Source organism: Aeromonas sp. s12, assembly GCF_040907925.1.
Lineage (GTDB): Bacteria > Pseudomonadota > Gammaproteobacteria > Enterobacterales > Aeromonadaceae > Aeromonas > Aeromonas veronii.
On the sequence record NZ_JBFOCT010000008.1, the window covers coordinates 1 to 24,972 of the forward strand.

Genomic DNA, 24,972 nt, shown 5'->3' on the forward strand with positions numbered 1-24,972 from the left:
TGGCAGAAACGGATGCACCGGTGGCGGTATCGCTGGCGGCGCAGCTGGGTGTCACTGCGACCGACGCGGATGGTTCGGAGCAGGTGACCGGCGTGACGGTGACCCTGAGCGGTGTCCCGGCAGGTGCGTTGATGGGGGCAGGCTGGGTGGCTGGCGCGGTGGCGGGCAGCTACAGCTGGAGCGGTGCGAGCACAGCGGGCGTNCCTGGCTTTAGCTTGCCGGCGGACTGGAGCGGGGTCGTGAATGGCAATGTGGCGGGGACCACGGACGAGGGTGGGGCAGACAGCAAGCCCTTCACCGTGACCGTCACTGCAACTAATGATGCTCCCATGCTGACTGTCTCGGATCTGCGCATATCCGAGGAGGGATTACCGGGATCCAATCCAGACAATTCACCCAATCCCGGCGATATTACCGACAGCACCTCGACCCATGCGACGGCAAGTGTGACAGATATCGACAGCAATACCTTTACGTTCACTCTTTCTGCTCCATCTGGCCTGAGCTCTGGAGGGGTACCAGTTGTGTGGAGTGGTATAGGGTCTGCGACACTGGTGGGTTCAGCGGGAGGGATCCCAGTCATACAAGTATCTGTAGATCCGGTTGGTAAATATACCGTCACCTTGCTGGGGCCCATCGATCATGAATTTGGAGACAATAAGGAAGGACTGAAGACATTTACCTTCAACCTGTCAGCCAGTGATGGTGACTTGAGTGATACCAAGCAGGTCAGTGTTGTTATTGAAGACGATATGCCCGTGATCACAGGCATCGAAAGTCTGGAAGTGATGAATGTAGCCGACATCACTACCGGTGGATTGTTTGGCGTCTCTTTTGGTGCTGATGGCCCTCTGGGTACTGGTGGACTGAAACTGACTGGATGGCCTGATTTGGCAGGGATCACCGAAACCTTGTCGACTGATGGCAAGACTCTGGTAGCAACCATTGATGGTAGTGGGCAGCCACCTAAAGTGTTCTATACATTGACACTCAATGACGACAATACTTACAGCTTTGAACTGGTTACTCCCCAGCCAACCCAAACTTTCTCGATCGGGGCACAGTTCGGTGCTGGCGGGCCTGTTGAGACGATCGGAGTTACTGCTGGCGGGATTGGTGTACTGTTCGATGGTCTGCTGTTCAATGGCAGCGTCAATAATCCTCAGGATCTGCCGGGGAGTGATGCAGATAATCTCAACCCGAACAACAATGGTTTCGGGATTAAGAACGGCAACCTGGACAATAACGAAGGGTTCAAGGTATCCACGACTGCAGCCGTTGATGGGCTCTCTTTCAACGTCTACGGGGTTGGCAACACCAATACCAGCACCATACAGTGGGTGGCTTATGCTGCCGATGGCGTGACCGTCGTCGATTCCGGAGAGCTTGTTCTGTCAGGACTCAAAGGGTCGATGCAGTTGGCCAGCATAGAACCCGATGGGGAGTTCAGCCAGCTTTATGTCCGCTTTGTGCTGAATGGCAATGACTCAGTGAGGATCGAGAATTTCGGAGTGATCGACAAGATCACGCCTCCTGATATTGACCTTGATTTCAGTGCTACCTTGACTGATGCCGATGGAGATAAAGCCAGCGCCAACTTTACTGTATCGGTCAAGAGCAATGAGCCTCCCGTCGCGTCCAATATTCTGGTTGTGGGCAGCAACACCTCGGATACCCCCGACACTACCGGGACCCCCGGCACGGATGATGATCACAAGGTGCCCAACTCCAACGGTAGTGTGGATGGTCTGGTTGCAGGCGGTGCTGGTCACGATATTGTGGTGGGGGACATCGGCGGCACCAGTACCAATTTCATCCCGGGTGAGAATTACAATATTGCCCTGGTGGTCGATGTGTCTGGAAGTATGGCTGGAGCACGACTGAATATGCTCAAGGCCTCCCTGACCCATTTGGCCAACCAGTTGAAAGATCATGATGGTGAGATCAATGTCACCTTGATTGGTTTTGCGGCGAATGCCAGCGAGAGTGTGACAATAGTAGGGCTTGATGCCAGTAATGTGAGCAACCTGACCAATGCCATTGATGCACTGGTTGCCAATGGTGGCACCAACTATGAAGCCGCGTTCAATCAGGCCGTGCAGTGGTTCAATGATGGTAGCAAGGCTGCTCCCGGTTACCAGAACCTGACATTCTTTGTCACGGATGGTAACCCGACTTACTACCTCAATGACAGCAATCAGGTCGCCGGACCAGGCAACAGCACCACATTTGAGGTGATCAAGGAGTCGGTGGATGCTTTTGTTTCACTCAGTGCCATCAGCCAGGTCAATGCAATCGGGGTGACCAATGATGTTAACAAGGATTTGTTGAAGTTCTTTGATAACACGACTGAAACGGCAGATCAGTTTTACTCGGCAGGCAGCTTCCTTGACTTGGCCACATTTGGTAGTGGTAGCGGCATAAATGCCGCCCCGGGATGGGTGCTCAGTGGTGATGCTCAGGGATCGCATACTGTTACAAATGGAAGCTTGCGGATCCGGGATGATCGAACCGGTTCTGATTCTGACAGGACAATATTGGCGCTCGCCGTGGCCAATGCCATCCAGGTTTCTGCGGCACAAGCCGGAGCAAGTCTGCAGTTCCAGTATGCCTTGAATGGTGTTAATAGCAGCGACAGCTTCACCTGGAAGTTGGTGAAACTCGAGGGTGGCGTCTGGGATATGCTCAATCCAGTGCAAACGGGCACCATTACTGGCGTTAGTTCATCTGTTTTGACGGCTTACAGCACTATCACAACCGATGGACTGCCTGTCGGGCAATACGGGTTTGTGTTCGAACTGCTCGACAGCTCCAATGACCGGAATGCTGAGGTACGGATAGACAATATCCGGATCGAGCAGGGTTTCAATGCCCCGATCGGCGATGCCCAGATTGTGACCAGTGCCGAGCAGTTGACGGCAGCCCTGACCGAGGGGGATCAGATTACCGTGTTGCTGGGGGCCGGCAATGACGTGGCCGATGGTGGTGTTGGCAATGACATCCTGTTTGGCGATGTACTCAATACCGATACGCTGGCCAGCGAGTTGGGACTGGATCTGCCCCAAGGTTCTGGTTGGCTGGTATTTGAAACGCTGGAGTCCAGTCATGGGTGGACACGTGAACAGACGGTGGATTACATCCGGACCCATATTACTGAGCTGAGTGGGGAGAGTAGCCGCAGTGGTGGTAATGACACCCTATATGGTGGCAGTGGCAACGATATCCTTTTTGGCCAGGAAGGGAACGACACCCTTGTTGGAGGTGTCGGTGATGATTATCTGGATGGTGGTTCTGGTAGCGATATACTCACGGGCGACCTTGGTAAGGACATTCTGATCGGCGGCCTTGGCAGCGATACCATGACCGGTGCTGGGGAGAGTGACACCTTCAAGTGGCTGGCGGGGGATGCGGACGGCAGTATCGATACCATTACTGATTTCACTTTAGGTGATACCAACAATGGTGGAGATGTACTGGATCTCTCGGATCTGCTGGTCGGCGTACCTGCAGTGGGGAACAACGAGGATCTGGCAGCCGTGCTGGACAACTATCTGCAGTTCAACACGACGACCAAGACGTTGACGATAGATCCTGCCGGGGCCGGTGGGAGCCCGGAACTGACCATCCAGTTCCATAACTCACTCGATCTGGCTTCGCTTGGATCCAATCAGGATATCATCAAGCACTTGCTGGATGACGGTAACTTGAAGGTTGATCCGTAACCCTGTCTCGGGGCCGGGCTTGCCTGGCCCCTGTTTTTTCCTCAAGGGGATGGATAAGATAGCGGCAGTAGAGGAGAGGGGTAATCATGCAGTCATTCAACTGGGTCGACATTGATGGCATCCGTTATAGCTGGGATGGGCAGGGGAACATTACCTGCGCAGGCCAGTTTGGCTATCAGGCCTCGATCGCCGGTGATCGGCTGGATGGGATGGAGATAGAGAATGAGGCCGGTGATGTCGCGGGCTCGCTCTATGTTGACTTTGCTGCAGCCTCTATCACCTATGTGCCTGTTTTGGATACCGAGTCTGCCCATAACATGATTCTGGTTGGCCATGAGCAGGGTCAGCAGGAGTATCCGCTGGTCAGTTTTCACCCTCCGTTGTTGCAAAATTTGCTTGGGCCGTCTGATACCATCCCTTGGTCTGCGATGGAGGAGGCAAGTGGTGGCACCGATATCGGACAGGTGGTGCAAGGACATGTTCTGTCGTGGGACTCGTTCCATTTCGATGATGAGGTGCAGGTCTGCGGTGCGACATCGTCACAAGATAAGGTAGAGCAGAGCCCAGATGTCTGCAGCGTGGTCACCATCAGTCTCGATCTGACCAATCAGATACTGGATCAGCTCCCCCCCTTGCATGATATATGAATCCCGTAACTGCACGGGCATAATGACCTCAATCTTTCCGATTGAGGTTTTTTTCTATGTGGCGTCCCCTTCTTACTCTTTCTGCTCTGGTTGTCAGTGCTCCGCTGCTGGCGATTGAAGTGCCGCAAGCGCCCCATCTGGTGGTGAGTGGTTATGCCGAGCAGAAGACCGAACCCGATATGCTCACCCTCAATGTGGCGGTGAGTGCACTGGATAAGCAGGGCCTCAAGGCCAAGCAGCAGGTCGATACCAAGGTCGCAGCCTTTTTCAGCCAACTGGAAGGGCTGGGGATCAAGCGCAGCGATGTTGAGGCTGGCAACCTGATGGTCTCTCCGGAATATCAGTATGGCGAGAACAAAAAGCCGGTATTGCTGGGATACCGTGCCCAGCGGCAATTGGCGGTCAAACTCTATCAACTGGATAAATTGAGCCCCCTGATGGATACCGCCCTCAAAGCTGGGCTGGAGTCCGTATCCCAGATTGAGTACGGGTTGAAGTCGCCGCAGGTCATCAAGGAGCAGGCCCGTTTGAATGCAGTTGAGGATGCCAAAACCAAGGCTGAATCTCTGGCCAAGGCGTTCGGGATGAAGCTTGGCAAGGTCTACAGTGTGGAGTACCGCAATGCTTCGCCCATTACCGCCTACAGCCGCAACCTGAAGGTGGTGCAGGCCATGGCGATGGCTGCTCCCGCGCCGGATATGGCGGACAACAGCTATCAACAACAGCAGATCACGGTAAGTGATAATATCGAGGCTGTTTTCTTGCTGGAGTGATGCCCGTCGTTTAAGTCCAGTCATGAACAACCCCGCCATTTGCTGCGGGGTTTTTATTGCGCATCGATGCAGATATAAAAAAGTCGACGCTCGTGTTTACTTCATCGGGCGTCGTCTTTTTGTTGCGCTGGGTTTATCAGACAGTCACAGCGTCAACCTTGGTCGCTTCAGGAGCAGGGTTGCGGATGAGGTAATCAAACGCACCCAGTGCGGCGGTGGCGCCAGCACCCATGGAGATGATGATCTGCTTGAACGGTACCGTGGTGGCATCCCCTGCGGCGTAGACGCCGGGCAGGGAGGTAGCCCCTTTGGTATCGATCTCGATCTCGCCAAAGCGGGTCATGGCAATCTCGCTCCCTTTGAGGAACTCAGTGTTCGGTACCAGGCCGATCTGGACGAAGATGCCCGCTACCGCCAGGTGCTTGATCTCGCCGGTGGTGCGATCTTCGTAATCCATGCCGACCACCTTGCTGCCATCACCGATCACTTCGGTGGTGCGAGCGCTCATGATGATGTCGATATTGCCCATGGAGCGAGCCTTCTTCTGCAGTACTTCATCGGCACGCAGGGTGTCGGCGAACTCCACCACAGTCACATGCTCGACGATGCCAGCCAAGTCGATCGCTGCCTCGATGCCGGAGTTACCGCCACCGATCACAGCTACTCGCTTGCCCTTGAAGAAGGGACCATCGCAGTGCGGGCAGTAGGCCACGCCCTTGGTGCGGTACTCAAGCTCGCCCGGTACGTTCAGATCACGCCAGCGGGCACCGGTAGCCAGGATCACGGCGCGGCTCTTCAAGGTGGCGCCAGAGGCGAGATCCACGTTCACATACCCATCTTTACTGATGGCGGCGGCACGCTGCTCGGTGATCACTTCCACGCCATACTCTTTGACGTGCTGCTCCAGGCTGGCGGCCAGCTTGGGGCCTTCGGTGTAGGGCACGGAGATAAAGTTCTCGATGCCGACGGTGTCCATCACCTGACCACCGAAACGTTCGGCAACGATGGCGGTGCGAATGCCTTTACGTGCGGCATAGATGGCCGCTGCGGCGCCAGCCGGGCCACCGCCCACGACCAGCACATCGTAGGGATCTTTCTCATTCAGCTCGGCGGCCTTACGCTCGGCGGCACCGGTGTCGAGTTTGGCGACAATCTCTTCGAGCGAGATACGGCCCTGGCTGAACGGTTGGCCGTTCAGGTAGACATTCGGTACCGCCATGATTTGACGCTCATTGACCTCTTCCTGGAACAGGGCGCCGTCGATCATGGTGTGAGTGATGCCGGGGTTCAGGGTCGCCATCAGGTTGAGGGCCTGTACTACGTCCGGGCAGTTGTGGCAGGAGAGGGAGATATAGGTCTCGAAGTGGAACTCACCCTTGAGATTGCGGATCTGCTCCTGCACGGCCGCATCGGCCTTGGAGGGGTGGCCGCCGCTTTGCAGCAGGGCGAGCACCAGAGAGGTAAATTCATGACCCATGGGGATGCCGGCAAAGTGAACGCGCGGGGCTTGGCCCTGCGGCGCGACACTCATGGAAGGCTTGCGAGCGGCAGTGCCAGAGGTCTGGGTGATCTTGGGGGACATCTCGGCGATCTCGCTGGCCAGTGCCAGCAGCTCTGCAGATTTGTCGCTGTCGTTGCCGGACACGCTGATCTCGATGGGATTGACGATGTACTGCAGATAGGTGTTCAGCTGTTGTTTGAGGTTGGTATCCAACATCTTCGAATTCCTTCTTGTGATTGCGGGTCGGCGTGAGATGTAAGCCGGAAAGCAGACCGGCGCCTTTGCTTGGGGCCGGAAACAAAACCGGCCCTTATACGGGCCGGTCTTGGAAGCGGGAGGCTTAGATCTTGCCTACCAGGTCCAGGGACGGGGCCAGAGTGGCTTCGCCTTCTTTCCATTTAGCCGGGCACACTTCACCCGGGTGGGAGGCAACGTACTGGGCTGCTTTGACTTTGCGCAGCAGTTCCAGTGCGTCACGGCCGATGCCGCCAGCGTTGATCTCGACGATCTGGATGATGCCCTGCGGGTCAATCACGAAGGTACCGCGGTCAGCCAGACCAGCTTCTTCGATCATCACGCCGAAGTTGCGGGTGATGGTACCAGTCGGGTCACCAATCATCGGGTACTGGATCTTCTGAATGGTGTCAGAAGTGTCGTGCCATGCTTTGTGAGTGAAGTGGGTGTCGGTAGAGACAGAGTAGATCTCGACGCCCAGTTTCTGGAATTCAGCGTAATTGTCAGCCAGGTCGCCCAGCTCGGTCGGGCAAACGAAGGTGAAGTCAGCCGGGTAGAAGAAGACCACGGACCACTTGCCTTTCAGGTCAGCGTCAGACACCTGAACGAATTTGCCATTGTGGTAGGCGGTAGCATTGAACGGCTTGATTTCAGTGTTGATGTAGGTAGACATGTAATTGCTCCTTGGTGATGTACATATGCCGGTCTGGTGTTGAAGAGTCTTGCCAGACGAGGCGCTTAACTTTCGATGGATTCATCATAGGGGCTTCCGCTAATCGAGAAAAGCCGCAATTTTGAATCGCTTAAATCTACTTATTAGATAACTCACTATGGCTGTACCTAACATGAATATCTCAGGCCTACTGAGATAACTCCTTGTCGTGGTTCAATATCTGTGCGCTACATCGCCTTTTCAAGGCATGGGAAGAGGTGTGCAGAGCCACGATAACGCGATGAGATAAACGGTGGTGCAAACATATGGAGCAAACAGATGGCGCAGGAGGTTGAGGCCGCTGCTCGCAGCGATGGGGGATGTGCTGGCAAGGGGAGGCAGAAAGGCGCAGATAAAAAAAATCCCGGCGCTATCGCAACGACAGGGCCGGGTCATCAAACAAGGAATGGCTATATAAACAAATGCTTTACAGCAAAGACTAACTACGGGGTGTGCAAACTTGCAGACATATGAGAGGAAGATAATGGGTGCACAATCCCTCGTCTCCCCCTCGGCAACTATTGCATGAGAGGGATGATAGTGTGACGCAGATCACAAGGCAAGCATTTGGTGTAATTTTTCAATCAAAATGAAAGTGTTTCATCATTTCAGCTTATTTTGACGGCTGAAAACGCTTTTATTGTAATTTAATTACAGCTAGATCTATCAAAAGTCGATAGGTGGTTCCTGCTCTTCCATCAATTCCAGCAGGTTGATGGCCACGGCAATAAAGTCCGACTCGGTGACAATGCCGATCAGCTTGCGTCCTTTGAGTACCGGCAGGCAGCCATATCTGTGCCGCTGCAGGTAGAGTGCTGCCTCCTTGATACCGGCGTGAGGATCTACGCTCGCCACTTGCCGTGTCATGATCTCGTCGAGTTGCACGCTGTCGGTAAATTCGGCTTCCCGCTCCGGGCTGATGAGCAGCAGCTTGGATTCCCGGGTGGCCAGGATATCGGTAAGGGTCACCAGCCCCAGCAGGTGGTGCTGCTCGTCGACGATGGGAATGTGGCGGATCCGCTCCTGCTGCATCAGGTCCATCGCCTGTTTGACACTGTTTGACGGACCCAGAGTGAAGGGGTGTTCGGTCATGATTTCGGATAGGGTCATCATGGTGGGCCTCCTTGTGTATCTGCTTTCACCCTAGCCCAGCCCCAACTGGCAAAACATGATCAGGGTCAATACAGAACATTAAAGAATCATTAACCGGAGGTGTGTCTCAATATTGCTCGCTACCCCTTGTCTCTCTTGGGTTTTTGGTCTTTTGGGTTGCCTTGGAAGATGGGGATAACTAGACTAGCCGCCGATTCCCCCCGAGGTGAAAGATGCAAGTATCCGATTTTCATTTTGATCTGCCAGACGAGCTGATTGCCCGCTATCCGATGGCAGAGCGTACCGCCAGCCGCCTGTTGCAGCTCGATGGTCAAACTGGCGCCCTGCGCCACGGTCAATTTGTCGATGTGCTGGATCAGCTCAATCCGGGTGACCTGCTGGTATTCAACAACACCCGTGTCATTCCGGCGCGCATGTTTGGCCAGAAGGCCAGCGGCGGCAAGCTGGAGGTACTGGTCGAGCGCATTCTGGACGAGCACAGCGTGCTGGCCCATGTCCGTGCCTCCAAGGCGCCCAAGCCCGGCACCCGGATGATCATGGATGGTGGTGTGGAGGCAGAGATGCGCGCCCGCCACGACGCCCTGTTCGAGATCCACTTCCTCGACCCGCGTCCGGTGCTGGAGATTTTGGAGGCCATCGGCCACATGCCGCTGCCCCCCTATATCGACCGTCCCGACGAGGATGCTGACAAGGAGCGCTACCAGACCGTTTACAATCAAAAACCGGGGGCTGTCGCTGCGCCGACCGCCGGCCTGCACTTTGATGAGCCGCTGCTTGAGAAAATTCGGGCCAAAGGGGTTGAAACGGCCTTCGTCACCCTGCATGTAGGGGCGGGGACCTTCCAGCCGGTGCGGGTTGAGAAGATTGAAGATCACCACATGCACTCCGAGTATGCGGAAGTGCCGCAAGAGGTGGTAGATGCCATCGCGGCCACCCGTGCCCGTGGTGGCCGGGTGATTGCGGTGGGGACCACGTCGGTCCGTTCGCTGGAGAGCGCGGCCAAGGTCACCCTGGCCCAGGGCAAACCGTTGGCGCCCTTCTTTAGTGACACCGATATCTTCATCTTCCCTGGCTACCAGTTCCAGATCGTCGATGCCATGGTCACCAACTTCCATCTGCCGGAGTCGACCCTGATCATGCTGGTCAGCGCCTTTGCCGGTTATGACAACGTGATGGCGGCCTATCAGGCAGCCGTGGCCGGGCAGTACCGTTTCTTCAGCTACGGGGACGCCATGTTCGTCACCCGTCGCCAGGTTGAAGCATAAGCTTCAGCTTATTTACCGGGCCGTGCGCGGCCCTCCTATTGTCAGACTGTTTATCTGACGCAGCCGAGGTAGCAATGAAATTTGAACTGAAAACCACCGACGGCCGTGCCCGTCGCGGTCAACTGGTCTTCGAACGTGGTGTGGTACAAACGCCGGCCTTTATGCCGGTCGGGACGTACGGCACCGTCAAGGGGATGACCCCGGAAGAAGTGCGTGAAACCGGCGCCCAGATCCTGCTGGGTAACACCTTCCACCTCTGGCTGCGTCCGGGTCAGGAAGTGATGCGTGCCCACGGCGATCTGCATGACTTCATGAACTGGCAGGGCCCGATCCTGACCGACTCCGGTGGTTTCCAGGTGTTCAGCCTGGGCCATATTCGCAAGATCACTGAAGCAGGCGTCCACTTCCGTCACCCCATCAATGGCGAGAAGATCTTCCTCGACCCCGAGAAATCCATGGAGATCCAGTACGATCTGGGCTCCGACATTGTGATGATCTTCGACGAGTGCACCCCGTACCCGGCCACTTATGAAGAAGCGCGCAAGTCCATGGAGATGTCCCTGCGCTGGGGCAAGCGTTCCCGCGACAAGTTTGATGCGCTGGGTAACAAGAACGCCCTGTTCGGCATCATTCAGGGCTCGGTCTACGAAGATCTGCGGGATGTCTCCCTCAAGGGGCTGCTGGAGATCGGTTTCGACGGTTATGCGGTCGGTGGTCTGGCCGTGGGTGAACCCAAAGAGGACATGCACCGCATCCTAGAGCACGTCTGCCCGAAAATCCCGGCCGACAAGCCGCGCTACCTGATGGGTGTCGGCAAGCCAGAAGATCTGGTGGAAGGGGTGCGCCGTGGTATCGACATGTTCGACTGCGTCATGCCGACTCGCAACGCCCGCAACGGCCACCTGTTCACCACCGATGGCGTAGTGAAGATCCGCAACGCCCAGCACCGCAACGACACCAGCACCCTGGATGCCGAGTGCGATTGCTACACCTGCAAGAACTACAGCCGCAGCTACCTGCACCATCTTGACAAGTGCAACGAGATCCTTGGTGCCCGTCTGAATACGATTCATAACCTGCGTTACTACCAGCGTGTGATGCAGGGTTTGCGGGACGCGATCGAGCAGGGTAAATTAGACGACTTTGTAACAGAGTTTTACCGTCGGCAAGGGAAGCCTGTGCCTCCGTTAGCTGAAAATGACGTTAAATAACAACAACATATAATTTTGTTTTTTTAAATCTACATCAATAAGAGGTTGTTAAATGAGCATTATCTCCAAGGCGTATGCAGAAGGCGCAGCACCGGGTGCACAGGGTGGTGGTATGGAAATGATCATCATGCTGGCCGTATTCGGCCTGATCTTCTACTTCATGATCTATCGTCCCCAGGCCAAACGTGCCAAGGATCACCGCAATCTGATGAGCTCCTTGTCCAAGGGTGATGAAGTGCTCACTTCCGGTGGCCTGGTTGGCAAAATTGCCAAAGTGGCTGCAGACAGCGATTACCTGGTGATCGCCCTGAACGACCAGACTCAAGTCACCATCAAAAAGGACTTCGTCTCTGCCGTTCTGCCCAAGGGTTCTATCCAGTCCCTTTAATCTCCCAAGGAGCACAGCGTGTTGAATCGCTATCCGCTGTGGAAATACCTGATGGTGATCCTGGTGATCGCCATCGGTTTTCTATATGCAGCCCCCAATCTTTACGGCGAAGATCCGGCTTTGCAGGTTTCTGCCAGCCGTGGTGCCGAAGTCAAGCTAGATACTCTTGATCTGGTGAAAGAGACCCTTGAAGCGGCCAAGATCCCGGTCAAACATGCTGCATTCGAGCACGGTTTTATCCTGATCCGTTTCAAGAACACCGAAGACCAGCTGAAGGCGCGCGATATCGTTGCCAACAAGCTGGGCGACAACTTCATTACCGCACTCAACCTGGCACCTTCCACTCCCGCCTGGCTCGAAGCCATCGGTGCGGCGCCTCTGAAGCTGGGTCTTGATCTGCGCGGTGGTGTGCACTTCCTGATGGAAGTGGACATGGCCGAAGCACTGACCAAGCAGCAAGAGCAGATGGTGCAGGATTTCCGCTCCGAGCTGCGCACCCAGAAGATCCGTTACTCCGGCGTGCGCCGGGTCGGTGATCAGGTGCAGGTGATCTTCCGTGACGAAGCCGATCAGGAACGCGCCGTTTCTCATTTGCGTCGTCAGAACCCTGATTTGACCTTCACTACCGAGCAGAAAGGGGATGAGTTCATCCTGCTGGCTGGTCTGAGCGAAGCCAAGATCAAGGAAGTGAAGAAGTACGCCCTCGAGCAGAACATCACCATCATCCGTAACCGGGTCAACGAACTGGGTGTGGCCGAGCCGCTGGTACAGCAGCAAGGTGCCGAGCGCATTGTCGTTGAACTGCCCGGTATTCAGGATACCGCCCGCGCCAAGGAGATCCTGGGGGCAACCGCGACCCTGGAATTCCACATGGTCGATGAGACAGCCGACATCCAGGCTGCGGCCGATGGCCGTGTCCCGCCCAGCTCCAAGGTCTACAACGATCGCAATGGTCGTCCCGTGGTGCTGCACAAGCGAGTGATCCTGACCGGTGACCACATCGTGGGTGCCCAGTCCGGTTTCGACGAGTACAGCCGTCCCCAGGTCAACATCAAGCTGGATGGCCAGGGTGGCAACAAGATGGCCAACTTTACCAAGGACAACGTCGGTAAAGGGATGGCGACCGTCTTCATCGAGTACAAACCGGTCGGTCAACCGGGTCCGGATGGCAAGCGCAAGTTCCGCAAGCAGGAGGAGGTGATCAACGTCGCCACCATCCAGTCGCGTCTTGGCAGCCAGTTCCGTATCACAGGTATCGACAACGCCAACGAAGCCCACAACCTGGCGCTGCTGCTGCGTGCCGGTGCCCTGATCGCCCCGATCCAGATCGTGGAAGAGCGCACCATTGGCCCGAGCCTGGGTCAACAGAACATCGACAGCGGTATGGAAGCCATCGGCTGGGCCATGCTGGTGATCGTGCTGTTCATGGGGATCTACTACCGCGCGTTCGGCTGGGTTGCCAACCTGGCGCTCTGTATGAACCTGGTGTTGATTGTCGGCATCATGTCGATGATCCCTGGTGCCACCATGACCCTGCCGGGTATCGCCGGTATCGTCCTGACGCTGGGTATGGCGGTGGATGCCAACGTACTGATCTACGAGCGTATTCGTGAAGAGATCCGCAACGGTCGCGGTGTTCAGCAAGCCATCCATCTGGGCTTTGATCGGGCATTCTCCACCATCGCCGACTCCAACGTGACCTCGCTGATCACCTGCGTGATCCTGTTCGGTATCGGTACTGGCGCCATCAAGGGCTTTGCTCTGACGCTGGGCATTGGTCTGACCGCCTCCATGTTTACTGCCATCACAGTTTCCCGTGCCATTATCAACCTGGCTTGGGGTGGACGGCGTATCGACAAGCTGCCCATCTGAGGATAGAGAGATGTTTCAGATTCTACATTTTGAAAAACCGATCCCGTTTATGCGCTATGCCAAGCCGGGTGTGGTTTTCTCTTCCGTGCTGATGGTGGTAGCCCTGTTCTTCCTGTTTGATCGGGGTCTGAACTGGGGTCTGGACTTTACCGGTGGTACCACCATCGAGGTGGGGTTCCAGCAGTCGGTGAGCCTGGACAAGATCCACGACGCTCTGGAAGAGCAGAAGATTGAAGGGGCAACCCTGCAACACTTTGGCTCCAGCCGTGACGTGCTGTTCCGCCTGACCCCGAAAGAGGGGGTCAAGGTAGAACAACAGGGTAACGAAGTGCTGGCGGCGGCCAAGCAGCTCGACGAGGGTGCAGTGCTCAAACGCGTCGAGTTCGTCGGCCCTTCCGTGGGTGATGAGCTGGCGACAGACGGTGCGCTGGCCATGCTGGCCTCCATCCTTTGTATCCTGGCCTACGTGGCAGTGCGTTTCGAATGGCGTCTGGCGCTGGGGGGCATTCTCTCCCTGGTGCACGACGTGGTGATCACGCTAGGTGTCTTTGCCTACTTCCAGTACGAGTTCGACCTGACCGTACTGGCGGCACTGATGACCCTGGTGGGTTACTCCCTGAACGATACTATCGTGGTGTTCGACCGCTTGCGGGAGAACTTCCGCAAGGTGCGTAAAGGGGATACCGAGTACATTCTGGATCTCTCCATGACCGAGACCCTGAGTCGTACCATCATCACCTCCGGCCTCACCTTTATCGTGGTGCTGGCGCTGCTGCTCAAGGGCGGTGCGCTGATCCACGGTTTTGCCGTGGCCATGGTGATCGGTGTGGCGTTCGGTACCTACTCCTCCATCTATGTGGCGAGTGCGTTTGCCATGTTCCTCGGCGTCAAGCGCGAGCACATGCTGCCCACCCAGGTAGAGAAAGAGGGTGCGGACCAACAGGAAATCCTGCCGTAACAGTGAAGAGCGCCTCATGGCGCTCTTTTCTTATCTCTGCGTGTCGTTTGCTGACGCACATGATTTAAACAACAGGAGTTTGTCATGCATCACAATCCCCGTTTTTTGGCGCTGGTTGACGGGATCCGCTCCCGCATCACCGAAACCGATGTTCACCAGATCAAGCGCTGGCAGGACGAAGGGCGCACGTTTCACCTGATCGACGTGCGGGAAGAGAGCGAGTGGGCCAAAGGCCATCTGCCCAGTGCCCGATATCTGGGTCGTGGAGTGATTGAGCGGGATATCGAGACCCAGTTCCCGGATCTCGAGACCGAGCTCTACCTCTATTGTGGTGGTGGTTTTCGCTCAATTCTGGCGGCGGACAACCTGCAACAGATGGGTTATCGCAAGGTGATCAGCGTCGACGGTGGGTTTCGCGGTTGGTGCGATGCCGGATACCCTGTCGAATCCTGATTTATTTGAGGTAGAGGGGCACAGCTACATGACAAAGCGGCAGTTGACCTTTACCATATGCGGGGTCAAGCGTAAGCGTCGGAGTGTTCATTGAACGTCAGGAAAGGGATTGGATACCTCCTCGGTATCCTGTTGTTGCTTCCCATGTGGGGTTGCAGCAGTAGCAGTCAGGTTAACACCCCCAAGGTTCCCAAGCCGCAGCCTGCTTCACTGGTGTTGGCGACCCCCCTGCAGGTCTCCTACCAGAGTGAGCTGGCGCTCGCCCGACTCGGGCAGATGCTCAGTGAAATGGAACTGACCACCGAGCAACGGGCAGAGTTGTTCTATGAGCGTGCCGTGGTGTTTGATCGGGTTGGTCTGCGTTCCCTCGCGCGGCTCGATTTCAACCGTGCCCTGCGGGAGAAACCGGATTTCGCCGAAGCCTACAACTTCATCGGCGTCTATCTGGTACAGCAGCAGAATTACGACGAAGCCTATGATGCGTTCGATTCCGCCCTCGAACTGGCACCGGACTATGACTATGCCTATCTCAACCGTGGCATCGCCCTCTATTACGGCAACCGTCCCGAACTGGCCGCGGCCGATATGAAGCGTTTCTACGAGGCGCAGCCGGAAGACCCCTATCGGGTGATCTGGCTCTATCTGGCCGAGCAGAAACTCGACCCATCGGCCGCCATGAGCCGGATGCGCGAGCGTCTCAACAAGTACGATGACGATGCCTGGAACTGGGATCTGGTTCGCCTCTATACCGGCGAGATCAACGCTTCCCAGCTGATGGGCAACGTGGTGAAAGGGGTGAAGGATAACCGGGAGCTTGCCGAGCGTCTGTGTGAAACCTACTTCTATCTGGGCAAGTTCGAGCTGGGCAAAGGCAACCGCAAGGAAGCCATCAGCTACTTCAAGCTGGCCTTATCCAACAACGTCTATGACTTTATCGAGCACCGCTATGCGCTGCTGGAGCTGGAGTTGATGGCGCGCAAGCCCTTGCCGCCAGGTGCCCAGAGCGCTCGTAACAAGGGTGATCAGCCCTCCTGATCCACTGCCAGATAGTGGTAAAAAAGGCCTCGCGATGAGGCCTTTTTGTTGGGCGAATGGCGGGTTTACTCCACCAGGCTCATGCCGGGGATCTGGCGCCAGTAGCCGTTGCAATCGCGATCCTGCTGCAGAACGAGGGGCTGATTGCCCTGCTGGTTAGCCTTGAAGCGAGCCAGCATCTCCAGCGTCTCCATCCCTTGCGGTGAAAGTCTGACCACATCCACCAGACCTTCCATACCAGCCAGCTCGTTACCCAAGTTGTAGCAGTAACCGGACTGGGTCTGGATCCCGTTGAGATTGAACACCCGCTGCCCCTCGCGGCTGTTGGCCAGTCGTCCGGTGGGGTAGTTGATGCAGGCTAGCTCGCAGTTGTCCTTGGGCTTGTCGAGGGATCGGGCGGTGAAGCAGCGCGCCGAGTAGGCGAGCGGCAGATGGCCGTAGGCAAACACCTCCACCTCAAATTGGTCGCGCAGGGTGCCCAGATCCTGATTGAGCTGGATCAGCCAGTCACGGGAGAGCTCCACCGGCATGACCCAGCGTTTCATCCCCTGTTTGAGCAACATGCGCAGCACATCGGCGTTATAGGCGTTGATGGCGGGACCACAGACGAAGGGGATCCCTGCCTCCCTGGCGAGTTGCACCGTACCGAGATCGTTGGCTTCGACCATAAGATCGCCATTGTCGACCAGCCGCTTCACCTCCTTGAGTTCGGAGGGGGCGGAGATAAGGGCGAGGGTCGAGAGCACCACCTGCTTGCCGGAGCTGGCCACCTGACGGGCCAGTGCAATCCAGTCATCGACTTTGAGTTCGCGCCGCTTGCTGCAAACGGTCTCCCCCAGATAAATGATGTCGGCCTGACTGTCGGTAGCAGCATGGTAAAAGGATTCGGTATCGGCTTTGGGCCAGTAGAAGAGCACAGGCCCGAGAGAAAATTGCATGGGTGGACTCCTTATTGCCACTGACGATGGTAGGCGCCGAGGGTAGTCTGGCTACCTTCGGAGACGCGGGCGAGCTGGGCATCCCACTCAGCTTTGACCTGATAGGCCTCGGGATTGGCCTGATAGGCATCGATGGCCGCACGCCAGACCCGGGTCACTTGCTCCACATAAGCAGGGCTGCGTTGGCGCCCTTCAATCTTGACCGACTGGATCCCGGTCTTGAACAGCTCGGGCAGGAGACCCAGGGTATTGAGACTGGTGGGCTCTTCCAGCGCGTGGTAAGTCTGGCCATCCACGTCGAAACGCCCCTTGCACAGGGTCGGATAGCCAGCATTTTCGCCCGGGCCATAGCGGTCGATCAGCACCTCGTTGAGCCGCGACTCGAGACCATTCGGGGTCTCTTCCCAACGGACGAACTTGGCCGGTGAGCAGGCGCCGACGGTGTTGGGACTCTCGCCAGTCATGTAGGAGGAGAGATAGCAGCGCCCCTCGGCCATAATGCAGAGGCTGCCAAAAGCGAATACCTCAAGGCCAACATCGGTCTCGCGGGCCAGCTGCTTGACCTGATGCATGGAGAGCACCCGGGGCAGCACCACCCGTGTGACATTGAATTGCTGCTGATAGAAGCGAATGGCGGCGGCATTGGTGGCGCTGGCCTGCACCGAGACATGGAGTTCCATCTCGGGGTAGTGGCGGCTGGCATATTCCAGCACGGCGAGATCGGCGATGATTAACGCATCGGCGCCGAGGGCCACCCCGCGATCAACCGCCTGTTTCCATCGAATATCGGCCCCGGGATGGGCAAAGGTATTGATGGCAATATGCAGCTTGCGACCATGTTGATGCACATAATCTACCGCCTTCTCCAGTTTGCTGTCGGTAAAGTTGAGACCGGCAAAGTGGCGTGCATTGGTGTCATCCTTGAAACCGATATAAACGGCATCGGCCCCGTTATCCACGGCGGTTTTCAGTGCCGGCAAACTGCCTGCCGGACAGAGTAATTCCATTGGTACGCTCCGAGAGTGCATATGAAGGGCAAACGAGCCCTGATTGTATGCAGCCATGCACTCCCGCTTTTTGACCTGAGGCAGCTTTATGTGGCTTTACCCTTCTTGAGGTAACCCTGCACAAGTTTGATTTCCAACAGGATCTTGCCACTCTCCCTGTGTTTGAATGCGCAAAAAAGGGAGTCTATCGTGTTTCAACAACTGCAACGCCGCCTGGTCGAACAGGCTCCGCGCTTCTTGCGCCATCCCCTCAAGCTTGTTCCCTTCAATCTGCAAAAGCAGCTGATGGAGAGTTTACTGGCCCGGGTATTCAAAGAGGCTATCGAAGATGGCGATTTCGAGTTTCTGGCAGACAAGTGGCTGAAAGTCGAAGTCTCTGATCTGGAGCTGTGCTGGTTTATCAGTGAGCAGAATGGCCAGCTGGTGGTGGCTCGCGAGTGTGACAAGGCCGATGTCTGCTTCAGCGGTACCGCCAACGACCTGATCCTGATTGCCGGTCGCAAAGAGGATCCGGATTCGCTCTTTTTCCAGCGCAAGCTGAAGATAGAAGGGGATACCGAACTGGGCCTTGAGGTGAAAAACCTGATGGACAGTCTGGATCTCGATGGCTTGCCAAGCCTGATGAAGTATCCCCTGATGGATCTGGCGACGTTTATCGAACGGGCCCGCACCGAGTCAGCGCAGGCTCCGGTGCAGACGGCGCCGGGCGGGATCCCGTCTTAAGTGGACAATCACCCCATGGGCATGGCGACGATAATGGTGCCGTGCCCAGAGGCAACGACAGGCCCACAGACAGGGCACCAAGGCGATGAGTGCCGCAGGGGCGGGCAGCTGTGACATGGCCAGCCCCGCAGCCAGCCAGATAAAGGGCTGCGCTTCATACAGCCACTCCGGCTGTAGCCAGCGTTTGCTCGGAAAGATAATCAGATCGGTACGTCGGTAGCTGGAGCGCATCATCCAGGTCACCGCTCCGGCGATAAACAGCAAGGCGCCAGCAAACCAGAGCAGGGGCTGATCACTCAACGTAATAATGGCAATGGCTGCCAGCAGGTAGAGGCTGGGCAATCTCTCATAGATAAAGGGAGGAAGCATGGCGTGGTGTCTCCTGTGCCGTTTATCGGATATCCATCAAGTTTAGCCCCCCCCTCTCACTTCCCTCATGCTGGTTTGTTATACAAACGGGTAGTTTTGTTCTGAAATGGCTCGGCTTTTACGGTGCCAACATCGTGTTCTCTTATGTTACAATTGCGCGCCATTTTTGACTGAAGAATGACTGGGCATGTTGGATCAGATTCGTATCGTTTTGGTAAACACCTCTCATACCGGCAACATGGGGTCTGCGGCTCGCGCCATGAAGACCATGGGGTTGACCCAGCTGGTATTGGTTGATCCGCAAGCCTTGCCGGATGACAATGCCTTCGCCTTGGCTGCTGGTGCCAGCGATGTGCTTGCCAATGCCCGTATCGTCCCGACACTGGACGACGCGATCGCCGATTGTGGTCTGGTGATTGGCACCAGCGCCCGCTCTCGAACCCTGAGCTGGCCCATGCTCGATCCCCGTGAGGCCGGCGAAAAGTCGGTGGTTGAGGGGATGCAGCACCCGGTCGCGCTGGTGTTTGGCCGTGAACGCACCGGTCTCACCAACGACGAATTGCAAAAGTGCCACTACCACGTGGCCATTCCGGCCAATCCTGATTACAGCTCTCTCAATCTGGCCATGGCGGTGCAGACCCTCTGTTACGAAGTGCGGATGCGCTGGCTGCAGGGGCAGGCCGCCGAGCCTGAAGAGGAGATGGTCTATCCGAGTGCCGCCCAGCTGGAAGGGTTTTATCAGCACCTGGAACAAACCCTGATGAAGACCGGTTTTATTGCCGATGACCATCCGGGTCATGTGATGAGCAAGCTGCGTCGCCTGTTCAATCGGACTCGGCCGGAAGCGGCGGAGCTCAACATTCTGCGCGGTATTCTGACCTCGGTGCAGAAAGCGCGCGTACCGGATTAATCCGACTGATTTACTCAACCATATACTTGACTGATTTGGTCGGGTATGTGACCATGTGCACCATTAAATTGCTTCGCAAGACGGTAAGGCACATGAGACTGACTTCAAAAGGACGTTACGCTGTAACCGCCATGCTCGACGTGGCGCTGCATGCAGAGCAGGGGCCCGTCCCCCTTGCCGATATTTCCGAGCGCCAGGGCATCTCGTTGTCCTATCTCGAGCAGCTCTTTGCCCGCCTGCGCAAACATGGTCTGGTGAGCAGCGTGCGTGGCCCGGGCGGTGGTTATCGCCTCGGGTTGGCTCCAGGCGAGATTTCGGTTGGTCAGGTGATAACCGCGGTCGATGAGTCGGTCGATGCAACCAAGTGCCTAGGCAAGGGCGGTTGCCACGGTGGTACCCAGTGTCTGACGCACTCCCTGTGGCGCGACCTGAGTGAGCGGATCTCCAGTTTCCTCGGGGATATCACCCTGGCCGAGCTGGTACGCCAGGCCGATGTGCGCCGCATTGCCGGCAAGCAAGATGAACAAATGAAGACCGTGTTGTCCCTGGTTGATCGGGCAGAACACGGCGATGTGAGCTTGAAAGTCCAACTATAAACGTGCTTTCCACAGCGGGACTCTGTATGACCCGGACTGTGACGGAGAAAAACATGAAACTGCCTATTTACCTTGATTATTCGGCAACCTGTCCGGTGGACCCGCGTGTCGCAGAAAAAATGATGCAGTGTCTCACCATGGATGGCCTGTTCGGCAATCCGGCTTCCCGTTCTCACCGCTTTGGCTGGCAAGCCGAAGAGGCGGTGGATCTGGCCCGTAATCAAGTGGCAGATCTGATCGGTGCCGATCCCCGCGAGATCGTCTTCACTTCCGGTGCGACCGAATCCAATAACCTGGCCATCAAGGGTGTTGCCCACTTCTATGCCAGCAAGGGCAAGCACATCATCACCTCCAAGACCGAACACAAGGCGGTGCTCGATACCTGTCGCCAGCTGGAGCGTGAAGGGTTCGAGGTGACCTATCTTGAGCCGATGCCCAACGGCCTGTTCACTATCGAGATGATCGAGAATGCCATGCGTGATGACACCATCCTGGTCAGCATCATGCATGTGAACAACGAAATCGGCGTGGTTCAGAACATTGCCGCCATCGGCGATTTGTGCCGTTCCCGCAAGATCCTGCTGCACGTGGATGCCGTTCAGAGTGTGGGCAAGATCCCGGTAGATGTGGAAGCACTGAAAGTGGATCTGCTCTCTGTCTCTGCGCACAAGGTGTATGGTCCGAAAGGGATCGGTGCACTGTTTGTTCGCCGCAAACCCCGCGTTCGTCTGGAAGCACAGATGCACGGTGGCGGCCACGAGCGCGGCATGCGTTCCGGTACTCTGCCGACCCACCAGATCGTCGGGATGGGCGAAGCTTTCCGCATCGCTAAAGAAGAGATGGTGAGTGAAGGCGAGCGCATCTTGGCTCTGCGCCAGCGTCTGTGGAATGGCATCAAGGATATTGAAGCCGTCTACATCAATGGCGATCTGGATCAGCGTGTTCCGGGCAACCTCAACGTCAGCTTTGCCTATGTGGAAGGGGAATCCCTCATCATGGCGCTGAAAGATTTGGCAGTCTCTTCCGGTTCGGCCTGTACCTCCGCCAGCCTGGAACCTTCCTATGTGCTGCGCGCACTGGGCCTGAACGACGAGCTGGCACACAGCTCCATCCGTTTCAGCATGGGTCGCTTCACAACCGAGGAAGAGATTGACTACGCGGTCAAGCTTATTCGTGACTCCATCGGTCGTCTGCGCGAGATGTCCCCTCTGTGGGAGATGTACAAAGACGGCGTCGATCTGAACACGGTCGAATGGGCTCATCACTGATCTATTTGGTCAGTGAGCAACAGAATTAGCAGGAGTGAGATATGGCTTACAGTGAAAAAGTAATCGACCACTACGAGAATCCTCGCAACGTCGGTGGTTTCGACAAGAATGATCCCAGCGTTGCAACCGGCATGGTCGGTGCGCCCGCCTGTGGCGACGTGATGAAGCTGCAATTGAAGATCAGCGACGAAGGCATCATCGAAGATGCCAAGTTCAAGACCTACGGCTGCGGTTCCGCCATCGCCTCCAGCTCCCTGGTGACCGAATGGGTCAAGGGCAAGACCCTGGACGAAGCGGCTGGCATCAAGAACACAGATATCGCTGAAGAGTTGGCCCTGCCACCGGTGAAGATCCACTGCTCCATTCTGGCCGAGGACGCCATCAAGGCCGCCATCGCCGATTACAAGCAGAAGAAAGGTCTCTAAGCGCCGGAGAGCAGTATGGCTATTACCATGACAGATGCCGCCGCGGCACGGGTTTCCTCTTTTCTGGCTAACCGGGGCAAGGGCATTGGCCTGCGCCTCGGCGTCAAAACCACTGGCTGCTCCGGTCTGGCCTACGTGCTTGAGTTCGTTGATGAACTGACCGATGAGGATCAGGTGTTCGAGCAGCAGGGCGTCAAGATTATTGTCGATGCCAAGAGCCTGATCCATCTGGATGGCACCGAGCTGGATTTCGTCAAGGAGGGCCTCAACGAGGGCTTCCAGTTCAACAATCCCAACGCCAAAGGCGAGTGTGGTTGCGGCGAAAGCTTCAGTGTCTGAGCTGTTTGACGTCAATGATCCTTCGTCTGTGGTTGAGCGGGTTGCCCATGACCCGTTCAACCACATCTCATTTGCCAGGGGCGAGTGAGGTTGTGGCGAACGTTTCCAAGAGGTTTGCATGAATCATTTCGAGCTGTTTGGGCTGGTTGAAGGCTTCGAGCTCGATACCCGTCAGTTGGCTGATACCTACCGCCAGCTGCAAACCCAATTCCATCCTGATCGTTTTGCCACCGCCCCCGAACGGGAGCAGCTGGCTGCGGTGCAACGTGCCGCCCAGATCAACGAAGCATTCACCACCCTCAAGGCGCCGCTGCGCCGTGCAGAATATCTGCTCTCCCTGCGTGGCACCGATATCCGTGGTGAACAGCAGACTCTGCAAGATACCGCGTTTCTGATGCAGCAGCTGGAGTGGCGCGAGCGTTTGGCCGATCTGAAAGATGACGCCGACCCTGAGCGCGCCATCAAGGATTTTCGCAGCGAGATCAGGCATGATCACCAGATGTTGATGCAGCAGCTGACCGAGTCTCTTGCCGCCGGCAGAGATCTCGTTGCCGCTGATTGCGTTCGCAAACTCAAGTTTGTCGACAAGCTCCTCGAAGAGCTGGAACGATTCGAAGACTCGCTTCTCGAGTCTTGATCCTTTAACGCTGGAAGTTTCATTACCCATGGCATTACTGCAAATCGCCGAACCCGGCCAGAGCGCTGTTCCTCATCAGCACAAACGTGCCGTCGGCATCGATCTCGGCACCACCAACTCTCTCGTCGCTGCGGTTCGCAGCGGTCACGCCGATACCCTTTGCGATGAGCAAGGGCGCGACCTGCTCCCGTCAGTGGTGCACTATCAAAGCGACGCCATTCGAGTGGGGATTGATGCCAAGCGCGAAGCGGCGCTCGATCCTCACAACACCATCGTCTCGGTCAAACGGATGATGGGCAAGGCGCTGGCCGATATCGATACCCGCCAGCAGCCTTACCAGTTTGTTGCCGCCGACAATGGCATGCCGCAACTGCAAACCCGTCAGGGGGTGGTCAATCCGGTGCAGGTATCGGCCGAAATTCTCAAAAAGCTGGCCGAGCGTGGCGCCCAGACACTCGGGGGCGATCTCGATGGCGTGGTCATTACCGTGCCCGCCTATTTCGATGATGCCCAGCGTCAGGGCACCAAGGATGCGGCCCGTCTGGCCGGTCTGCACGTGCTGCGGCTGCTCAACGAGCCGACCGCAGCCGCGATTGCCTATGGCCTTGACTCCGGTCAGGAAGGGGTGATCGCGGTTTACGATCTGGGGGGTGGCACCTTCGATATCTCCATCCTGCGTCTGCACCGCGGTGTGTTTGAAGTGATGGCGACCGGCGGCGATTCCGCCCTCGGCGGTGATGATTTTGATCACCTGCTGGCGGACTGGATCAAGGAGCAAGCGGGCCTCTCCGGTGAGCTGGATGCCCATCTGCAGCGAGAGCTGCTGGATGTGGCCGCTGCCGTCAAACACGGCCTGACCGATGCCGAGCAGGTGGCGTGCACCTTTGCTGGCTGGCAGGGTTCAGTGAGCCGTAGCCAGTTTGATGAACTCATCACCCCGCTGGTGAAACGGACCTTGCTGGCTTGTCGCCGCGCCCTGCGCGATGCCGGCCTCGAGCAGGTGGAAGTGCTGGAAGTGGTGATGGTCGGTGGCTCCACCCGGGTGCCGCTGGTGCGTGAACTGGTGGGCGAGTTCTTCCAGCGTACGCCGCTGACCAGCATCGATCCGGACAAGGTGGTCGCCATTGGCGCCGCCATCCAGGCCGATATTCTGGTGGGCAACAAGCCCGATGCCGAGATGCTGCTGCTGGACGTTATCCCCTTGTCGCTGGGTCTGGAGACCATGGGGGGCCTCGCCGAGAAGGTGATCCCGCGCAATACCACCATTCCGGTGGCTCGCGCCCAGGAGTTCACCACCTTCAAGGATGGTCAGACCGCCATGGCCATTCACGTGGTACAGGGTGAACGCGAGTTGGTGGCCGATTGCCGCTCCCTGGCCCGCTTTACCCTGACCGGTATTCCGCCGATGGCCGCTGGTGCCGCCCATATTCGCGTCACCTTCCAGGTAGATGCGGATGGTCTGCTCTCGGTCAGCGCCATGGAGAAATCCTCCGGCGTGCAGGCCGAGATCCAGGTCAAGCCCTCTTACGGGCTGGCGGAGCAGGATATCCTCAACATGCTGAGTGCCTCCATCGAGAATGCCCAGCAGGATATGGATGCCCGCATGCTGGCCGAGCAGCAGGTTGAAGCCGACCGGGTGGTCGAGAGTCTCAATGCGGCGCTGGCCGCCGATGGCGATACCCTGCTCAATGCTGCCGAGCGTGCCGAGATTGATGCCGCCATCGCCCATCTGCTGACCATGCGCAACAGCGGCGCAACCCATCAAATCAAAGAAGCCATTGAGGCAGCCGATGCTGTCAGTGGCGAGTTTGCAGCCCGCCGGATGGATGCCTCCATCCGCAAGGTGCTGACCGGACAAAACGTCAACAAGGTGTAA

At 56.8% G+C, this 24,972-nt stretch carries 24 protein-coding genes; 18 read left to right on the forward strand and 6 right to left on the reverse strand.

Annotated features, from left to right (window positions below; genetic code table 11):
* Positions 1 to 20: 20 nt before the first annotated feature.
* The 3 genes from AB5Y67_RS02265 (at position 21) to AB5Y67_RS02275 (ending at position 5,142) form a co-directional block, all read left to right on the forward strand.
* Positions 21 to 3,722: a VWA domain-containing protein gene (locus AB5Y67_RS02265; protein ID WP_368207569.1), complete on the forward strand. Its 3,702-nt coding sequence runs from the start codon at positions 21 to 23 to the stop codon at positions 3,720 to 3,722.
* 86 nt (positions 3,723 to 3,808) lie between these two features.
* The gene (locus AB5Y67_RS02270) at positions 3,809 to 4,369 is read left to right on the forward strand and encodes a hypothetical protein (RefSeq protein ID WP_325793826.1); all 561 of its coding nucleotides are present in this window, start codon (positions 3,809 to 3,811) and stop codon (positions 4,367 to 4,369) included.
* Positions 4,370 to 4,425: 56 nt separating this feature from the next.
* Positions 4,426 to 5,142, forward strand: a complete 717-nt coding sequence (locus tag AB5Y67_RS02275; RefSeq protein WP_021229694.1) for an SIMPL domain-containing protein — start codon at positions 4,426 to 4,428, stop codon at positions 5,140 to 5,142.
* A 136-nt stretch (positions 5,143 to 5,278) separates the two neighbouring features.
* Here AB5Y67_RS02275 and ahpF read toward each other — a convergent pair whose 3' ends face one another.
* From ahpF to AB5Y67_RS02290, 3 genes are all read right to left on the reverse strand, one after another.
* Positions 5,279 to 6,859 carry an alkyl hydroperoxide reductase subunit F gene (gene ahpF, locus AB5Y67_RS02280; RefSeq protein ID WP_199427382.1) on the reverse strand — a complete coding sequence of 527 codons (1,581 nt, stop codon included), beginning with the start codon at positions 6,857 to 6,859 and terminating at the stop codon, positions 5,279 to 5,281.
* 124 nt (positions 6,860 to 6,983) lie between these two features.
* Positions 6,984 to 7,550 carry an alkyl hydroperoxide reductase subunit C gene (gene ahpC / locus AB5Y67_RS02285; protein ID WP_005337335.1) on the reverse strand — a complete coding sequence of 189 codons (567 nt, stop codon included), beginning with the start codon at positions 7,548 to 7,550 and terminating at the stop codon, positions 6,984 to 6,986.
* Between the two features lie 705 nt (positions 7,551 to 8,255).
* Positions 8,256 to 8,702 (reverse strand): CBS domain-containing protein, encoded by a 447-nt coding sequence (locus AB5Y67_RS02290; RefSeq protein WP_041235032.1) that lies wholly within the window; start codon positions 8,700 to 8,702, stop codon positions 8,256 to 8,258.
* Positions 8,703 to 8,914: 212 nt separating this feature from the next.
* Here AB5Y67_RS02290 and queA point away from each other — a divergent pair, with 212 nt between their 5' ends.
* The 7 genes from queA to nlpI all read left to right on the forward strand — a co-directional run bounded on the left by queA (position 8,915) and on the right by nlpI (position 15,884).
* A complete protein-coding gene (gene queA, locus AB5Y67_RS02295) occupies positions 8,915 to 9,967 on the forward strand; it encodes a tRNA preQ1(34) S-adenosylmethionine ribosyltransferase-isomerase QueA (RefSeq protein ID WP_005344678.1) in 1,053 nt (350 codons plus the stop codon).
* A 74-nt stretch (positions 9,968 to 10,041) separates the two neighbouring features.
* Entirely contained in the window at positions 10,042 to 11,178 is a 1,137-nt protein-coding gene (gene tgt / locus AB5Y67_RS02300; protein ID WP_005337329.1) for a tRNA guanosine(34) transglycosylase Tgt, read from the forward strand.
* Positions 11,179 to 11,230: 52 nt separating this feature from the next.
* Entirely contained in the window at positions 11,231 to 11,566 is a 336-nt protein-coding gene (gene yajC, locus AB5Y67_RS02305) for a preprotein translocase subunit YajC (protein WP_005337327.1), read from the forward strand.
* 18 nt (positions 11,567 to 11,584) lie between these two features.
* Entirely contained in the window at positions 11,585 to 13,438 is a 1,854-nt protein-coding gene (gene secD / locus AB5Y67_RS02310) for a protein translocase subunit SecD (RefSeq protein ID WP_043823978.1), read from the forward strand.
* A 10-nt stretch (positions 13,439 to 13,448) separates the two neighbouring features.
* Positions 13,449 to 14,396, forward strand: coding sequence for a protein translocase subunit SecF (gene secF, locus AB5Y67_RS02315; protein WP_005337322.1), 948 nt, complete (start codon positions 13,449 to 13,451; stop codon positions 14,394 to 14,396).
* Between the two features lie 84 nt (positions 14,397 to 14,480).
* Positions 14,481 to 14,849: a rhodanese-like domain-containing protein gene (locus AB5Y67_RS02320; RefSeq protein WP_139400995.1), complete on the forward strand. Its 369-nt coding sequence runs from the start codon at positions 14,481 to 14,483 to the stop codon at positions 14,847 to 14,849.
* 90 nt (positions 14,850 to 14,939) lie between these two features.
* The gene (gene nlpI, locus AB5Y67_RS02325; RefSeq protein ID WP_005351017.1) at positions 14,940 to 15,884 is read left to right on the forward strand and encodes a lipoprotein NlpI; all 945 of its coding nucleotides are present in this window, start codon (positions 14,940 to 14,942) and stop codon (positions 15,882 to 15,884) included.
* Between the two features lie 65 nt (positions 15,885 to 15,949).
* Here the strand turns inward: nlpI and AB5Y67_RS02330 are convergent, their stop codons facing one another.
* Together AB5Y67_RS02330 and AB5Y67_RS02335 are read right to left on the reverse strand one after the other, a co-directional pair.
* Positions 15,950 to 16,822, reverse strand: coding sequence for a U32 family peptidase (locus tag AB5Y67_RS02330; RefSeq protein ID WP_199427383.1), 873 nt, complete (start codon positions 16,820 to 16,822; stop codon positions 15,950 to 15,952).
* A gap of 11 nt (positions 16,823 to 16,833) precedes the next feature.
* The gene (locus tag AB5Y67_RS02335; RefSeq protein ID WP_199427384.1) at positions 16,834 to 17,829 is read right to left on the reverse strand and encodes a peptidase U32 family protein; all 996 of its coding nucleotides are present in this window, start codon (positions 17,827 to 17,829) and stop codon (positions 16,834 to 16,836) included.
* A gap of 189 nt (positions 17,830 to 18,018) precedes the next feature.
* Between AB5Y67_RS02335 and AB5Y67_RS02340 the strand changes: the two genes are divergently transcribed.
* The gene (locus AB5Y67_RS02340; protein WP_005344837.1) at positions 18,019 to 18,552 is read left to right on the forward strand and encodes an SCP2 domain-containing protein; all 534 of its coding nucleotides are present in this window, start codon (positions 18,019 to 18,021) and stop codon (positions 18,550 to 18,552) included.
* On the opposite strand, the gene AB5Y67_RS02345 is transcribed toward AB5Y67_RS02340, so the two are convergent.
* Positions 18,505 to 18,921, reverse strand: a complete 417-nt coding sequence (locus AB5Y67_RS02345; protein ID WP_005359788.1) for a hypothetical protein — start codon at positions 18,919 to 18,921, stop codon at positions 18,505 to 18,507. The genes AB5Y67_RS02340 and AB5Y67_RS02345 overlap by 48 nt on opposite strands.
* Positions 18,922 to 19,108: 187 nt before the next feature.
* Between AB5Y67_RS02345 and trmJ the strand changes: the two genes are divergently transcribed.
* From trmJ to hscA, 7 genes are all read left to right on the forward strand, one after another.
* Positions 19,109 to 19,831 (forward strand): tRNA (cytosine(32)/uridine(32)-2'-O)-methyltransferase TrmJ, encoded by a 723-nt coding sequence (trmJ, locus tag AB5Y67_RS02350; RefSeq protein WP_199416034.1) that lies wholly within the window; start codon positions 19,109 to 19,111, stop codon positions 19,829 to 19,831.
* Positions 19,832 to 19,923: 92 nt separating this feature from the next.
* Positions 19,924 to 20,427: a Fe-S cluster assembly transcriptional regulator IscR gene (gene iscR, locus AB5Y67_RS02355; RefSeq protein ID WP_026035025.1), complete on the forward strand. Its 504-nt coding sequence runs from the start codon at positions 19,924 to 19,926 to the stop codon at positions 20,425 to 20,427.
* Between the two features lie 53 nt (positions 20,428 to 20,480).
* Positions 20,481 to 21,695 carry an IscS subfamily cysteine desulfurase gene (locus AB5Y67_RS02360; RefSeq protein WP_199416035.1) on the forward strand — a complete coding sequence of 405 codons (1,215 nt, stop codon included), beginning with the start codon at positions 20,481 to 20,483 and terminating at the stop codon, positions 21,693 to 21,695.
* A 41-nt stretch (positions 21,696 to 21,736) separates the two neighbouring features.
* On the forward strand, positions 21,737 to 22,120 hold the full coding sequence (iscU, locus tag AB5Y67_RS02365; protein WP_005333813.1) for a Fe-S cluster assembly scaffold IscU: 384 nt from the start codon (positions 21,737 to 21,739) through the stop codon (positions 22,118 to 22,120).
* Positions 22,121 to 22,135: 15 nt separating this feature from the next.
* On the forward strand, positions 22,136 to 22,459 hold the full coding sequence (iscA, locus tag AB5Y67_RS02370; protein ID WP_005333812.1) for an iron-sulfur cluster assembly protein IscA: 324 nt from the start codon (positions 22,136 to 22,138) through the stop codon (positions 22,457 to 22,459).
* A gap of 118 nt (positions 22,460 to 22,577) precedes the next feature.
* On the forward strand, positions 22,578 to 23,096 hold the full coding sequence (hscB, locus tag AB5Y67_RS02375; protein ID WP_005351031.1) for a co-chaperone HscB: 519 nt from the start codon (positions 22,578 to 22,580) through the stop codon (positions 23,094 to 23,096).
* 28 nt (positions 23,097 to 23,124) lie between these two features.
* A complete protein-coding gene (gene hscA / locus AB5Y67_RS02380) occupies positions 23,125 to 24,972 on the forward strand; it encodes a Fe-S protein assembly chaperone HscA (protein WP_199427385.1) in 1,848 nt (615 codons plus the stop codon).

Coding starts and splice junctions, on each gene's coding strand:
- AB5Y67_RS02335 (WP_199427384.1), bottom strand. CDS start 17,829: ATGGAATTACTCTGTCCGGCAGGCAGTTTGCCGGCACTGAAAACCGCC.
- ahpF (WP_199427382.1), bottom strand. CDS start 6,859: ATGTTGGATACCAACCTCAAACAACAGCTGAACACCTATCTGCAGTAC.
- AB5Y67_RS02330 (WP_199427383.1), bottom strand. CDS start 16,822: ATGCAATTTTCTCTCGGGCCTGTGCTCTTCTACTGGCCCAAAGCCGAT.
- AB5Y67_RS02290 (WP_041235032.1), bottom strand. CDS start 8,702: ATGATGACCCTATCCGAAATCATGACCGAACACCCCTTCACTCTGGGT.
- AB5Y67_RS02270 (WP_325793826.1), top strand. CDS start 3,809: ATGCAGTCATTCAACTGGGTCGACATTGATGGCATCCGTTATAGCTGG.
- queA (WP_005344678.1), top strand. CDS start 8,915: ATGCAAGTATCCGATTTTCATTTTGATCTGCCAGACGAGCTGATTGCC.
- hscB (WP_005351031.1), top strand. CDS start 22,578: ATGAATCATTTCGAGCTGTTTGGGCTGGTTGAAGGCTTCGAGCTCGAT.
- iscA (WP_005333812.1), top strand. CDS start 22,136: ATGGCTATTACCATGACAGATGCCGCCGCGGCACGGGTTTCCTCTTTT.
- AB5Y67_RS02275 (WP_021229694.1), top strand. CDS start 4,426: ATGTGGCGTCCCCTTCTTACTCTTTCTGCTCTGGTTGTCAGTGCTCCG.
- AB5Y67_RS02360 (WP_199416035.1), top strand. CDS start 20,481: ATGAAACTGCCTATTTACCTTGATTATTCGGCAACCTGTCCGGTGGAC.
- secF (WP_005337322.1), top strand. CDS start 13,449: ATGTTTCAGATTCTACATTTTGAAAAACCGATCCCGTTTATGCGCTAT.
- iscU (WP_005333813.1), top strand. CDS start 21,737: ATGGCTTACAGTGAAAAAGTAATCGACCACTACGAGAATCCTCGCAAC.
- hscA (WP_199427385.1), top strand. CDS start 23,125: ATGGCATTACTGCAAATCGCCGAACCCGGCCAGAGCGCTGTTCCTCAT.
- trmJ (WP_199416034.1), top strand. CDS start 19,109: ATGTTGGATCAGATTCGTATCGTTTTGGTAAACACCTCTCATACCGGC.
- AB5Y67_RS02320 (WP_139400995.1), top strand. CDS start 14,481: ATGCATCACAATCCCCGTTTTTTGGCGCTGGTTGACGGGATCCGCTCC.
- ahpC (WP_005337335.1), bottom strand. CDS start 7,550: ATGTCTACCTACATCAACACTGAAATCAAGCCGTTCAATGCTACCGCC.
- AB5Y67_RS02345 (WP_005359788.1), bottom strand. CDS start 18,921: ATGCTTCCTCCCTTTATCTATGAGAGATTGCCCAGCCTCTACCTGCTG.
- yajC (WP_005337327.1), top strand. CDS start 11,231: ATGAGCATTATCTCCAAGGCGTATGCAGAAGGCGCAGCACCGGGTGCA.
- iscR (WP_026035025.1), top strand. CDS start 19,924: ATGAGACTGACTTCAAAAGGACGTTACGCTGTAACCGCCATGCTCGAC.
- tgt (WP_005337329.1), top strand. CDS start 10,042: ATGAAATTTGAACTGAAAACCACCGACGGCCGTGCCCGTCGCGGTCAA.